Source organism: Streptomyces desertarenae (genome assembly GCF_042681365.1).
Classification (GTDB): domain Bacteria; phylum Actinomycetota; class Actinomycetes; order Streptomycetales; family Streptomycetaceae; genus Streptomyces; species Streptomyces desertarenae.
Window position 1 is genome coordinate 554,653 of record NZ_JBHUFU010000001.1, and the last position, 13,494, is coordinate 568,146.

Below are 13,494 nucleotides of genomic sequence, written 5' to 3' on the forward strand. Positions count from 1 at the left end.
ATGGGAGGGGTGACCGCGACATCCGGATCCCCAGGCCCTTCCACCCCGGCGGCTCCGCCCGGCGCGGAGCCCGCCGGCGCCCCCGGCCCGGCCGGCTCCCCGGGCGCCTACCTGAGGTTCCCGCACCTGCACGGCGAGCTGATCTGCTTCACCGCCGAGGACGACCTGTGGATCGCCCCGCTCGCCCCCGGCGCGGACGACCCGCCGCGCGCCTGGCGGCTGACGGTGGACCGCACCCGGATCGGGCACCCCCGCTTCTCCCCCGACGGCCGCAGCATCGCGTACACGAGCTGGCGCAGCCTCGACCCGGAGGTGCACCTCACCTCCGTCGACGGCGGCCCGTCGCGGCAGCTGACGTACTGGGGCGCCGTCGACACCGAGGTGTGCGGCTGGACGCCCGACGGGGACGTGCTGGCCGTGGCCTCGCACGGCCAGCCGTTCTCCCACTTCGCCTGGGCCTACCGGCTGCCCACCGACGGCGACCCCGGCGAGCGGCTGCCCTGGGGGCCGGTGTCCCACATCGCCGTCGCCGACCTGGCGGGCGAGCGCCGCACCCTGCTGCTGACCGGCAAGCCGCCGCACGAGCCCGCCGCCTGGAAGCGCTACCGCGGCGGGGCGATGGGACGGCTGTGGCTGGAGGGCCGGCGGCTGGTGCCGGACCTGTACGGGCACCTGGACTGCCCCATGATCGTCGCCGGCCGGATCGCCTTCCTCTCCGACCACGAGGGCGTCGGCAACCTCTACTCCTGCCTGCCCGACGGCACCGGCCTGCGCCGCCACACCGACCACGCCGACTTCTACGCCCGCCACGCCTCCACCGACGGCGAGCGCGTGGTCTACCAGTGCGCCGGCGACCTGTGGCTGGTGGACGACTTCTCCCCGTACGCCCGGCCGCGCCGGCTGCCGGTGAAGCTGGGCGGACCGCGGGCCGGGCGCCGTCCCTACCAGGTGTCGGCCGCGGGCCACGTGAACTCCCTGGCCGTGGACACCACCGGGCGGGCCAGCGCGGTGGGCGTGCGCGGCAGCCTGTACTGGCTCACCCACCGCGACGGCCCGGCCCGGGTGATCGCCGACACCCCGGGGGTGCGGGTCCGGCTGCCGGAGATGCTGGGTTCCACCGGGCAGATCGCCTACGTCACCGACGCCGGGGGCGAGGACGCGGTGGAGATCGCCCACCTGCCGCGGGCCAGCGGCGCACGCGAGCCGCGGCGGTCGGCGTCCGGGCGGCTGGGCCGGGTGCACGAGCTGGTCGCCTCCCCGGACGGCGCCACCCTCGCCGTCGCCGCGCACGACGGGCGGCTGCTGCTGGTGCCCGCGGGGACCGGCGAGGAGGAGGACGGCGGTGACGGCGGCGGGGACGGCGAGGTCGTCGAGCTGGTCCGCTCCGAGGCCGGCCCCGTGCGCCACCTGGCCTTCTCCCCCGACTCCCAGTGGCTGGCCTGGGCCCAGCCCGGCACCGGCGGCATGCTGGGCCACATCCGGATCGCCCGCCTCTCCGACCGCACGATCCTGGACGTCACCGAGGGCCGCTTCGAGGACGAGCAGCCGGTCTTCACCCGGGACGGCCGCTACCTGGCCTTCCTCTCCTGGCGCGGTTTCGATCCGGTGTACGACGTGCACACCGGCGACCTGTCCTTCCCGCTGGGCTGCCGCCCCTACCTGGTGCCGCTCTCCTCGGCCACGCCCTCGCCGTTCGCGCTCTCCCCCGAGGGCCGGCCGGCGGCCGGCGGACTGGATCCGGACGCGCTCGGCGGACCGGCCGGGGAGGAGGGGACGGTTCTGGTCGAGGCCGAGGGGCTGGCCAGCCGGGTCACCCCCTTCCCCGTGGCGGCCTCGAAGTACTCCTCGCTCCAGCCGGTCGCCGGCGGCGGGCTGGTGTGGCTGCGCTGGCCGATCTCCGGGGCGCTGGGCGAGACCTTCGCCAACCCCGCCGACACCTCCGGCCGTCCCACCCTGGAGCACTTCGACCTGGTCAAGGCCAAGCGGACCGAACTGACCAGGGACATCGACTGGTTCGCCGTCAGCGGCGACGGCACCCGCCTGGTGGTCAACGACGACGGCGACCTGCGCGCCGTCCCGGCCGCCGAGGCCGCCGACGGCGACTCCACCACCTACCTGGACCTGCGCCGCATCCTGCACGACGTCGACCCCTGCGCCGAGTGGCGGCAGGCGTTCGGCGAGGCGGGCCGGATCATGCGGTCGTACTTCTGGGACCCGGGGATGTCCGGCGTCGACTGGGACGCGGTCCTCGGCCAGTACCGTCCGCTGGTCGAGCGCGTCGCCTCGCCGGACGAGTTCGCCGACCTCCTCCGCGAGACGATGGGCGAGCTGGGCACCTCCCACGCCTACGTCTCGGCCGCCCGCCGCAACGAGGGGCCGGCCCACTACCAGCGGCCCATCGGGCTGCTGGGCGCCGACCTCGCCCGCGACGGGCGGGGCCGCTGGCGGGTGGAGCGCATCCTGCCCGGCGAGTCCTCCGACTCCCGGGCCCGTTCCCCGCTGGCGGGCTCCGGCATCCGCGAGGGGGCGGTGCTCACCCACGTCGACGGGCGCCCGGTGGACCCGGTGACCGGGCCGTTCCCGCTGCTGGCCGCCGCCGGCGGCACCACCGTGGAACTGGCCTTCCTCACCACCGGGCCCGGTGAGCCGCCGGACGCCGAGCCGCTGCGCCCCCGGCGGGTGGCCGTCGTCCCCCTGATCGACGAGCGGCCGCTGCGCTACCAGGACTGGGTGAGCCGGCGGCGCGCGGTGGTGCGGGAGCTGAGCGGGGGCGCGTGCGGCTACCTGCACATCCCCGACATGGGCGGTTCGGGCTGGGCGCAGTTCAACCGCGACCTGCGCATGGAGGTCTCCCGGCCCGCGCTGATCGTGGACGTGCGCGGCAACGCGGGCGGCCACATCAGCGACCTGGTGGTGGAGGCGCTGACCCGGACGATCCTCGGCTGGGACCTGGTGCGCGACGCCCAGCCCGTCAGCTACGCCTCCAACGCCCCGCGCGGTCCGGTCGTGGCGCTGGCGGACGAGGCCACCGCCTCCGACGGCGACATGATCACCGCGGCGTTCCGGCTGCTGGGGATCGGCCCGGTCGTCGGCACCCGCACCTGGGGCGGGGTGGTCGGCATGACCGGGCGGCACCGGCTCGGCGACGGCACGGTGATCACCGTGCCGATGAACGCGGCGTGGTTCGACGAGTACAAGTGGTCGGTGGAGAACCACGGCGTGGAACCCGACATCGAGATCCTGCGGACGCCGACGGACTGGGCCGAGGACCGCTACCCGATGCTGGAGACGGCCGTGCGCACCGCCCTGGACCTGCTGGAGCGGCACCCGGCCGCCGAGCCGCCCGGTTACGACGACGTCCCCGACCGCAGCCGCCCGCCGCTGCCGCCGCGCCCGTGACCGTCCGTTCTGCACCACTTGTCATGGCATGCCGGATTGATGGGTACCCGGTGCCCCGACCGTACCGACGACATCCGGGAGTACGCATGGGCACGTCGGACAAGCAACCGGACGACTTCAGCGAGGCCAGGAACAGGCGCCAGACGGCGCAGGGCGGCCCCGGCGAGGGCGGCGACCGCTCCCGGCAGGGGGACGACCGCTCCCGGCGGGGGGACGACCGCGACCGCGGGACGGAGGACTGGAAGCTCCACCCCCACGGGGACAGCCCGGCGGAGTGGGACGAGGAGGACAGGCCGGACGCCTAGCCGGCCGTCCGGCAGCCGCGGCCGGGCCCCGGGAGGCACTCCCTCCCGGGGCCCGGCCGGTGGCTCCGGGGCGCCTCAGGCCGGCTCACCGGGCGGACCCCCCTCGCGGCGGGCCCGGTCGAGCGCCCGGGCGGCCTCGCGGACGCCGGCGACGGCGGGCCTGTCGCGGTTCTTCGCCGCCCAGGCCACCGCCGAGGTGGACGGGGGCAGGTCGGCGACGTCGACGTAGCGCACCCCCGGGCGGGGGAAGAGGTCCCGTGCGGCCGCGGGCAGGAAGCTCATGACCCCTCCCTGGGCGACGGCGTGGAGCAGCGCCTCCATGTCCGGCACGACGGGGCCGTAGCGGACGGGGGAGCCGTCGGGGCGCGGATCGACGGCCCAGAAGTCCCACCACACGCGCGGCGCCTCCGGCGGGACGTCCACGACGGGGTACCCGGAGAGCTGCGCCATCGTGAGCCGGGACCCGGCGGCGAGGGGGTCGCCGGCCGGCAGACAGGCCACCCTGGGCTCGACGGCGAGCCGGTGGAACTCGATCCCCTCGGGCACCGGCGGCCGCAGGAAGACCACGTCGGCCTCCTCCCGCGTCAGCGCGGCCACGTGGTCGGCGAAGTTGAGGCTCACGACGCGCACCGTCATGCCGGGGTGCCGCCGCCGCAGTTCGCCGAGCACGGCCTGCGTGTGCGGCATGGACGCCTCGGCCCCGATGGCGCCCGCCACCAGTTCCCCGGACAGCCGGCGCGTCTGCGCCGCGGCGACGCGCCGCAACCGGTCCGCGGCCTCGACGGCGGCCCGGACCTCCGGCAGCAGCGCCCGTCCGGCCGCGGTCAGCTCCACCGTGCGGCTCGTCCGCTCGAACAGCCGCAGCCCCAGCCTCCGCTCCAGGTCCCGGACCTGCTGGCTCAGCGCCGACTGGGTGACGAACAGCAGGCCGGCCGTACGGCCGAAGTGCAGCTCCTCGCTGAGCGCCAGGAACACCCGCAACTGGCGGATCGTCGGTTCCGCGGACGTCCCCGCGCCCGCGCGGCGGGTCCCGTCCCCGCGCTCACCTGCGACCATGACGACTCCTTATGGGTGCGCTGGGTTGTCTCACCATCACGCACCTGCCGCCGGGCACGCGGCTGTGCGATCGTCTCAACCACCCGCCGGTCCGGCCTGACCGGCATCGGGCGGGGAAGAGCCCGGCATGTGTCCGGGGCGGGGGAAACGGGGAGGACACGACATGGTTCGACTGCGTCTCCACAGTCCGGACGGGCACCTCGGGGCGTCAAGGGGCTTTCCGGTCCTTGTGGGGTCCGCACCGCGCCACCGCACCGGGGCGCCCCGGTACGGCGGCCGCACCGCCGCCGCCTCCGCACGGCCGCCCGGCGGCCGGTTCCCGGGCGCCGGCACGTGCTGACGCGCCGGCTGCGTGCCGGCCCGCCGCCGGGACCGGAGGGCGGCCGCGCACACCGGAGGGGACCGGTGACGGCCCCGAGCCGGGCGCGCGCCTCGCGCACCCCCGTGCGGAGCCTTCTGGCGGCCCTCCTCCTGGCGGGTGCCGGATGCACCGCACCGCCCGCGGCGGACTCCGCTCCCGAGCCCCGGGACGGCGCCGCGCGGCAGGACACGTCCGCCCCACGGGCCGCCGGGCGGATCCCGGCGGACGACCTCGGCCTCCTGCACGAGGCCGAGCAGGAACTCCAGCGCAGGTGCATGGCGGCCAAGGGCTTCCGCCTCTGGCCCGTGCCGGAGGAGCCGCTCCCCGAGGCGCGCGACTTCCCGTACGTGGTCGACGACCCGGCGTGGGCACAGCGGTACGGCTACGGCAGCTCCCTGGAGGAACGCGCCGGACACCTGCGCGCCGAGGACCCCAACCGGGTCTATCTGCGCGGTCTGCCGGAGGAGCGCAGACAGGCCGCGATCACGGCCCTGAACGGCTCGCGCTCCGACCCCGGGCAGCTGAGGGCCGTCCTCCCCGGTGGCGCGGTCGTGGGGCACAGCGCCACCGGCTGCCGGGCGGAGTCCTGGCGGGAGCTGTACAAGGACCTCTCCGGCTGGTTCGAGGCGAGGAACGTCGTCGCCAACCTCGGCGCCCCGCGGCACCGGCGGGTCACCGCCGAGCCCGAGTACGCCAGGTCGGTCGCGGCGTGGTCGGCCTGCATGGAGGCGGCGGGGTTCCCCTACGAGGACCCGGCCGACAGCAGGGCCGAGTTCCTCGGGGAGGACCGGCCGCGCGACGCGGCGCGGGAGAAGCGGGCCGCCGTCCGGGAGGCCCGGTGCGCGCTGAGCAGCGGACTGTCGTCCGTGGCCGCGCGCCTGGACCGCCACCACGATCGGGCGCTGCGCCGGGAGCACCGCACGGCGGTGGACCGGCTGGAGCGCCTGCGGGCCGCGGCGCTGCCGCGGGCCCGTGACGTCCTGGCCCGCTGACGGGCCCGGACACCCATGCGCCCACGAGGGCGGGCTCCGCATGCCCGTGCGAGGGGCGCGGGGCGTGAACGAGAACGACCGACAGCACGTCAACGACGATCACCGAGGTGAAGAAGCGTGGCCTTCAACCGAAGCAGGTCCCTGCTCGCCGTCGCGGCGGCCACCGCCGCGCTCGGGCTGGCACCCGCCATCGCGCACGCCGCTCCCGCCGCCCCCGAGGCCGCGCCCGCGGCCGCGGCCGACGGCAACTTCTACGCGTGGGAGCACGAGGGGATGCAGGGACGGCAGGTCTCCTGGTCCGGCAGCAGCACCGACTGGAGCGACCGCAGCATGCTCAACCTGGCGTCCTCCGTGGAGAACCGCGGCTACGCGGGCGCCTACGAGGACGTGCGGATGTACTGGGGCAAGAGCTACACCGGGGCCTCCTACTGCCTGCCCAACGGCGGCTACCTCGTGTACATGACCAGGGACCACTTCCCGCACAACGGCACCGGGGGCGGTCAGTCCCTGAACGACAACGTCGCCTCGCACCGGTGGGGCAACTACTGCTGAGGCCCCGGCCTGAGCCGGCCGGCGGGCGCGGTCGCCGCACGGCGACCCCCCCCGCCGCGCTGCCCGCCCTCCCCGCACCGGCCGGAGGACCGCCGTGCGCGGGGCCCGGACCGGACCGGGACGCCGGGCCCCTCAGCCCTCCGCGCGGGCCCTCTCGTCCGCCGCGCCGCCCGCGCCCACCAGCCCGGTGCGCACGCCGGCGAGCCGGGGCGCGAAGTGCCGCATCTCGCGCTGCCCGGCCACGCCGATGAGCGACGGCAGGCAGCCGCGGATCGACTGCATCCCGCGCAGCCACCCCTGCCCGTAGACGTGGAAGGAGCGGCGCTCGATGCCGGCGACGATCCGGTCCACGGCCGGGCCCAGCGGGTAGGTCCGGTTGGCCGGCCAGGGCAGCCGGCCGCGCAGCTCGCGCATCACCGCGTCCTGGTCGGCGCCGCGCACCATGTCGGTGTCGGTCCAGCTCAGGTAGCCCACGCCGACACGCACGCCCTGGTGGCCGACTTCCGCCCGCAGGCTGTGCGCGAAGGCCTCCACGCCCGCCTTGGAGGCGCAGTAGGCCGTCATCATCGGCGCCGGGGTGATCGAGGCGAGCGAGGCGATCTGGAGGAGGTAGCCGCGCGACTCGATCAGGGCGGGCAGGAAGGCACGGGCCGTGGTGGCGCTGCCGAGGAGGTTGACCTCGACGACCCGGCGCCAGGCGGCCTCGTCGGAGTCCGTGAAGGGGCCGCCCGTGGCCACCCCGGCGTTGGCCACGACGATGTCCACCGCGCCGAAGCGGTCCCGCACCTCGCGGGCGGTACGGGACATGGCCTCGCGGTCGGTGACGTCGGCGTGCCAGTGCGCGGAGTCCGTCGGCAGCCCCGAGGCGACCTTCTCCAGCTCGTCCGGCTCCAGGCCGACCAGCGCGATCCGCGCGCCGCGCGCCGCCAGCCTGCGGGCGAGCAACTCGCCCACGCCCCGGGCGGCGCCCGTCACCACCGCGACCCGGCCCGTGAGGCTCCTGCGTGCCATCTACGACATCTCCTTCTCGGCTGAGGGGGCGGGCGGGCGCGTGTCCCGCGCCAGGTGGTCGCGCACCAGCGCGGCCACCGCGCCGGCGACGGCGTCCGGCGCCTCCACCGGGGCCATGTGGCCCAGACCGGGCAGCTCGGTGAGCCCGGTGCAGTTCGGCAGGGCCTCCGCCAGCCGCCGGGCGTGCACCGGCGGGGTGAGCCGGTCCTTCTCGCCCGCGATGACGGCGGTGGGCACGTCCAGGCCGGCGAGGCCGGCCTCCAGGTCCAGCACCGCCAGGACCTCCCTGGCCCAGGAGGCGCGCACCCGGCGGGGGCAGGCGTGGACGATGCGGGCGCACGCCTCGATCTGCTCGCGGGTGGCGGCGGGCCCCATCGTGGCGTACCGCAGGATCCTCATGCCCAGGGGCGTCACCGGGCCCAGCGGCAGGCTGGAGCCCAGGACGGCCTTCTGGACGCGGTGGCGCAGCCCGCCGGCCCGCAGCGGCACCACCGTGGACTCGTGCAGCAGCCGGGAGCTGCCGGTGTTGCACAGCAGCGCGGCGGCGACGTGCTCGCGCACCTGGGGGCGCCCGGCGGCGGCCATGACCGTCATGCCGCCCATGGAGTGCCCGGCGACGACCGCCCGGGACCCGGCGGCCTCCAGGACGGCGCACAGGTCGTCGGCGAGCGCGGTGGTGGTGTGGCCGCCGGGTCCGGCGGCCGGGGAGCGGCCGTGGCCGCGCTGGTCGTAGGCGATGACGCGGTGCTCGTCCGCCAGGCGCCGGATCACCGGGCCCCAGAAGGCGGTCGAGCAGGTCCAGCCGTGCGCCAGGACGACGGTGGGCCCCTCCTCGCGGCCGTGCTCCTCGACGTGCAGCCGGGAGCCGTCGGCGGAGGTCACGGTCGTGGTGCGACGGGGCCGGGGCGGGGCGTAGGGGCCGGAGGTCACGTGGGTCATCACGCCGCCTCCGCCGCGGTCCGGCCCGCGCCGCCCGCCGCGCCCGCGGTGCGGGCGGGGGCCCGCAGCACCTCGTACTCGGCCAGGTCCACCCGCCGGGTCACCCTGCGGAACTCGCCGGTGGTGCCGGGCCACACGGTGGTGTTGCGGCCGCGGGCGTCCAGGTACCAGCTGTCGCAGCCGCCGGTGGTCCACACCGTGCGCTCCATGCGCCGCTGGATGCGGTCGTTCCAGGAGCGGACGGCCTCGGGGCGGGCGTCGAGGGCGGCCCGTCCGGCGCCGGCGGCGGTGAGGGCGCCGAGCTGCCGCAGGTAGTCGACCAGGTAGGTGAGCTGGGCCTCGATGACGAGGATCATCGAGCTGTTGCCGAGGCCGGTGTTGGGCCCGATGATCGTCATGAAGTTGGGGAAGCCCGCGGCAGTGGAGCCGCGCAGGGCCTCCATCCCGTCCTTCCACGACTCGGCCAGCGTGATCCCGCCGACGCCCCTGATCCGCCGGGCGATGGGCATGTCGGTGACGCGGAAGCCCGTCCCGAAGACGATCGCGTCCGCCTCGGCCTCGGTGCCGTCGGAGGCCACCAGGGTGCTGCCGCGGACCTCCGCCAGACCGGAGGCGACGACGTCCACGTTGGGCCGGACCAGCGCCGGGTAGTAGGTGTTGGACAGCAGGATGCGCTTGCAGCCGATGCGGTAGTCCGGGGTGAGCTTGGCGCGCAGCTCCGGGTCCTTGACGGCCCTGTGCAGGTGGTGCTTGGCGAGCTTCTCCACCAGGCCCATCCGGGCGGGGTGCCTGGTGAAGGCGCCGACCTGGAGCTCCCTGACCAGCCAGAGCAGCCGGCGGCGCAGGGCGCCGGTGGCGGGCACCGCGGCGTGCAGCCGGCGTTCGAGGGCGCCGATCTCCCGGTCCATGCGCGGCATCACCCACGGCGGGGTGCGCTGGAAGACGGTGAGCCTCCCGGCGACGGGCTGGATCGCCGGGACGATCTGGATGGCGGAGGCGCCGGTGCCGATCACGGCGACGCGCTTGCCGCGCAGGTCGTAGTCGTGGTCCCACTGCGCGGAGTGGAAGACCTTCCCCGGGAAGCCGTCCAGGCCGGGGACGCCGGGGATCTTCGGGTCGGAGAGCGGGCCGGTGGCGGAGACGAGCACGTCGGCGGTCAGGGTGCCGCCGGTGGTGTCGATCTCCCAGCGCAGCTCCTCCCCGTCCCAGCGGGCCTCCGTCACCTCCGCGTTGCAGCGGATGTGGGGGCGCAGGCCGAAGGTGTCGGCCACCCGCTCCAGGTAGGCGCGGATGTGCTCCTGGCCGGAGAAGGTCCGCGGCCAGTCGGGGTTGGGGGCGAAGGAGAAGGAGTACAGGTGGGAGGGGACGTCGCAGGCGCAGCCGGGGTAGCTGTTGTCCCGCCAGGTGCCGCCCACGGAGTCGCGGCGCTCCAGGACCACGAAGTCCGTGACGCCCGCGCGGCGCAGCCGCACGGCGGCGCCCAGGCCGCCGAATCCCGATCCGATCACCGCCACCCGCACGTGTTCGTGTCCGGCCATGCCGCCTCCCGACTCCTGCGATCCCGTGGACGAATCATGCCAGTGATCACTGGCATGATTGGAGGGTAGAGCAGGACCGTACCGGTGGGTAGGGGTCCGGTGGAGGAAAGTTACCGCCGGTTGCACCCCGAGAGCCGGATCACGGCCCGCGCACGCCGCATAGGCTTCCGCCGTGGCCGACCAAGCACCAGGGGACAGCACGACGCAGAGCGGCACCGACGGAGGTGGCTCCGCGCCGGGCGCGCCGGACGCGGGCGGACGGGCACCCGCCGAGTACCGCACCGCCGAACTCGCCCGGGCCGCGGGCATCACCGTGCGCACCCTGCGGTTCTACCGCGAGCGCAAGCTCCTCCCGCCGCCGCGCCGCGAGGGCCGCGTCGCCTGGTACAACGAGCACCACCTCGCCCGGCTGCGGACGATCTCCGAACTGCTGGCCCGCGGCCACACCCTCGGCGGCATCGCCGACCTGATCGACGCCTTCGAGAAGGGCCGGGACGCCGGCGACGCCGCCGAACTCCTCGGCCTGGGGAGCACCCTGGCCTCGCCCTGGTCGGAGGAGACCCCCGTCCGGCTCACCCCCGAGGACCTGGCCGCCCACTTCCCCGGCGAGGTCACCTCCGAGAACCTCGCCGCCGCCCTGGACCTGGGCTACCTGGCGGTCGACGGCGACGAGGTCGTCCACGTCAGCCGCCGCCTGCTGGACGCCTCCACCGCCCTGGTCCGCGAGGGCATCCCCCTGGCCGCGGTGCTGGACGCCGGGCGCGTGGTGCGCGAGCACGCCGACGCCGTCGCCGACCTGTTCACCTCCCTCGTCCGCACCCGGCTGTTCGCGGACGTCCCCACGCTCTCCCCCGCCGACCTCCGGCGGCTCGACGAGGTCATGGACCGGCTGCGTCCGCTGGCCAAGCAGGTCGTCGACGCCGAGCTGGCGCTGGCCATGGACCGCCGCCTCCGCGCGGAGGTGGAGGACTGGTCGCGGCCGGAGGACGCGGAGGCCGCCGGCGGCCCGCAGGACGCGGACGGTCCCGGGGGCAGCGCCTCCTGAGTTCCGCGGCCGGCTCGGCGCGCCCCGCCCGCGGCCCGCACCACCGGCCGGGCACGCATGACCGGCCGCGTCCGGGCAACCGGTTCATGGATGGCACACACACTCTCCGCGAGGCCGCGCGAGCTGGCCGCCTCCGCCGTGCGCGCCGTGCGCGCCGAGGCGTCCTGGAGCGCCCGCGCCGCACGCCGCGCCTGGGCGGGCCCCGGCCGGGAACGCGACATGGTCGTCCAGTCCGGCAAGGCGGCGCTGGCCGCCGTGATCGCCTGGCTCGCCGCGTCCTGGCTGCTGCCCGACGCCTTCGCCCTGATGGCCCCCTGGGTGGCCGTGGTGCTGGTGCAGGCCACGGTCTACCGCTCGGTGCGCCAGGGCCTCCACCAGACGCTGGCGATCACCGCGGGCACCGTGCTGGCGGCGTCCCTGGTCATCCCCTTCGGGCACCCCCTGCTGACGATGATCGTCGTCCTGCCCCTGACCACCCTGCTGAGCAACTGGCCGCGCCTGGGCGACCAGGGCATCTACGCCTCCACCGCCGCCCTGTTCACCCTGGTGCCGGGCGAGGCGACGCTGGACTCGGCCGTCTCCCGCATCCTGGCGGCGCTGCTGGGCACCGCGATCGGCGTCGGTGTCAACGCGCTCGTCCTGCCGCCGGTCTACCTGCGCAGCGCCCGCGAGGCGGTGGACGGCGTGGTCCGCGAGGCCCGCGAGATCGTGGCGGAGATCGCCGACGGCCTGGACGAGCCGTGGGAGTACGAGAGCGTGCGCGGCTGGTACGACCGGGCCGGCCGGCTGCCGCGGCTGGTCCGCGGCGTGCGGTCGGCGATCGGCTGGGGCCACGAGAGCCTGCGGCTCAACCCCGAGCGCCGGCGGCGCCCCGAGACGGCCCGGCAGGCGGCGGCGTACGACGAGACGCTGGTCACCCTGGAGCGGATCGCCGACCACCTCATCGGCCTGACCCGCACCCTGGCGGAGGCCGCCGACGACACCGACGAGACCCCGCGCCCCGACCACTCCGTCACCAACCCCTACGCCGGCTTCCTGGAGAAGGTCTCCGCCGCCCTGGACGCCTACGGGCGCTCCGTCACCGGCGACGATCCCGAGGCGGCGCGCGCCGAGCTGCACGCGGCGGTGGAGGAGGTCCGCGCCACCCGCGACCGGCTCCGCGCCGAGCTGCCCCGGCACGCCGCCTCCGTCCCCGAGGGGGTGGCGGTGCTCGGCGCGCTGCTGGCCGCGGCCCGCCGCATCACGCTCTCCCTGCTGCCCGAGGACGAGAGCGAGGACGGGGGCGAGGACGACGGCGAGGACGACGGCGGGAACGGCGGGGGCGGGACGGCCCGGACGGAGGCCGGGGGCGCCTGAGCCTCAGGGGAAGGGCCGCGCCCGTCCGCCCGCGGGCGTCCGTCCGCGCCGCGAACCGGCGTCTCCGGCGGTGACCGCCGGAGGACGCCGGCGCCCCGCCGCCCGCGCCACCGGCCGGCGGCCTCCGTCCTACACGTCGAACACGGCCGTCACGGGAGCGTGGTCGGACCAGCGCTCGGCGTGCGAGGCCGGGCGCTCCACGTACGCCTTCACCGCCCGCTCGGCCAGCGGCCCGGTGGCCACGTGGTAGTCGATGCGCCACCCCGCGTCGTTGTCGAAGGCCCGCCCCCGGTAGGACCACCACGAGTACGGGCCCTCCTGGCCGGGGTGGAGGCGGCGGACGACGTCGGCGTAACCGGCCTCGCCGAAGACGCGGTCGAGCCAGGCGCGCTCCTCGGGCAGGAAGCCGGAGCTCTTCCGGTTGGCCTTCCAGTTCTTCAGGTCCGCCTCCCGGTGGGCGATGTTCCAGTCGCCGCAGACCAGCACCTCCCGGCCGGCGGCCGCCGCCCGCTCGCGCAGGGAGACCAGGTAGGGCAGGAACGCCGCCATGAAGCGCTCCTTCTCCTCCTGCCGCTCGGTGCCGACCTCGCCCGAGGGGAGGTAGAGGCTGGCGACGGTCAGGCCGGGGAGGTCCACCTCCAGGTAGCGGCCGGAGTCGGTGAACTCCGTCACGCCGAACCCCACCTGGACGCGCTCCGGCTCGCGCCGGGTGAGCACCGCCACTCCCGCCCGCCCCCTGGCGGCCGCGGGGGCGTACAGGGCGTGCCAGCCCGCGGGTTCGCGCACCTCGCCGGGGATCTGGTCCGGCTCGGCGCGCACCTCCTGCAGGCACACCACGTCCGCACCCGTCCCGGCCAGCCACTGTGCGTAGCCCTTCCTGGCCGCGGCGCGCAGTCCGTTCACATTGACCGTCGAAATCGTCAGCACCCGGGCACCTTAC

General features: G+C 76.1%; 11 protein-coding genes. 6 read left to right on the plus strand and 5 right to left on the minus strand.

Going from position 1 to position 13,494, the window contains the following annotated elements; genetic code table 11:
* The first annotated feature begins 111 nt into the window (after positions 1-111).
* Complete coding sequence (locus ACFSJS_RS02420; protein ID WP_380896773.1) at positions 112-3,399, plus strand: S41 family peptidase; 3,288 nt, start codon at positions 112-114, stop codon at positions 3,397-3,399.
* An 86-nt stretch (positions 3,400-3,485) separates the two neighbouring features.
* Entirely contained in the window at positions 3,486-3,704 is a 219-nt protein-coding gene (locus ACFSJS_RS02425; RefSeq protein ID WP_380896120.1) for a hypothetical protein, read from the plus strand.
* A gap of 75 nt (positions 3,705-3,779) precedes the next feature.
* On the opposite strand, the gene ACFSJS_RS02430 is transcribed toward ACFSJS_RS02425, so the two are convergent.
* Positions 3,780-4,760: a LysR family transcriptional regulator gene (locus tag ACFSJS_RS02430; protein WP_380896122.1), complete on the minus strand. Its 981-nt coding sequence runs from the start codon at positions 4,758-4,760 to the stop codon at positions 3,780-3,782.
* Between the two features lie 405 nt (positions 4,761-5,165).
* On the opposite strand from ACFSJS_RS02430, the gene ACFSJS_RS02435 reads away from it, so the two are divergent.
* Together ACFSJS_RS02435 and ACFSJS_RS02440 are read left to right on the plus strand one after the other, a co-directional pair.
* A complete protein-coding gene (locus ACFSJS_RS02435) occupies positions 5,166-6,113 on the plus strand; it encodes a hypothetical protein (RefSeq protein WP_380896124.1) in 948 nt (315 codons plus the stop codon).
* Between the two features lie 117 nt (positions 6,114-6,230).
* Positions 6,231-6,665: a peptidase inhibitor family I36 protein gene (locus ACFSJS_RS02440; RefSeq protein ID WP_380896126.1), complete on the plus strand. Its 435-nt coding sequence runs from the start codon at positions 6,231-6,233 to the stop codon at positions 6,663-6,665.
* Between the two features lie 132 nt (positions 6,666-6,797).
* Here the strand turns inward: ACFSJS_RS02440 and ACFSJS_RS02445 are convergent, their stop codons facing one another.
* Genes ACFSJS_RS02445 through ACFSJS_RS02455 form a run of 3 tightly spaced genes read right to left on the minus strand, consistent with a single transcriptional unit; the run spans position 6,798 to position 10,153 of the window.
* A complete protein-coding gene (locus tag ACFSJS_RS02445; RefSeq protein ID WP_380896128.1) occupies positions 6,798-7,676 on the minus strand; it encodes an SDR family oxidoreductase in 879 nt (292 codons plus the stop codon).
* The gene (locus ACFSJS_RS02450; RefSeq protein ID WP_380896130.1) at positions 7,677-8,615 is read right to left on the minus strand and encodes an alpha/beta fold hydrolase; all 939 of its coding nucleotides are present in this window, start codon (positions 8,613-8,615) and stop codon (positions 7,677-7,679) included. It abuts the gene before it with no gap.
* Positions 8,615-10,153 carry a flavin-containing monooxygenase gene (locus ACFSJS_RS02455; protein WP_380896131.1) on the minus strand — a complete coding sequence of 513 codons (1,539 nt, stop codon included), beginning with the start codon at positions 10,151-10,153 and terminating at the stop codon, positions 8,615-8,617. Before ACFSJS_RS02455 ends, ACFSJS_RS02450 begins: the two co-directional genes overlap by 1 nt.
* A 172-nt stretch (positions 10,154-10,325) precedes the next feature.
* On the opposite strand from ACFSJS_RS02455, the gene ACFSJS_RS02460 reads away from it, so the two are divergent.
* A complete protein-coding gene (locus ACFSJS_RS02460; RefSeq protein WP_380896133.1) occupies positions 10,326-11,198 on the plus strand; it encodes a MerR family transcriptional regulator in 873 nt (290 codons plus the stop codon).
* A gap of 90 nt (positions 11,199-11,288) precedes the next feature.
* A complete protein-coding gene (locus ACFSJS_RS02465; protein ID WP_380896135.1) occupies positions 11,289-12,554 on the plus strand; it encodes an FUSC family protein in 1,266 nt (421 codons plus the stop codon).
* A gap of 129 nt (positions 12,555-12,683) precedes the next feature.
* Here ACFSJS_RS02465 and ACFSJS_RS02470 read toward each other — a convergent pair whose 3' ends face one another.
* The gene (locus ACFSJS_RS02470) at positions 12,684-13,481 is read right to left on the minus strand and encodes an exodeoxyribonuclease III (protein ID WP_380896137.1); all 798 of its coding nucleotides are present in this window, start codon (positions 13,479-13,481) and stop codon (positions 12,684-12,686) included.
* Between the last annotated feature and the right edge of the window lie 13 nt (positions 13,482-13,494).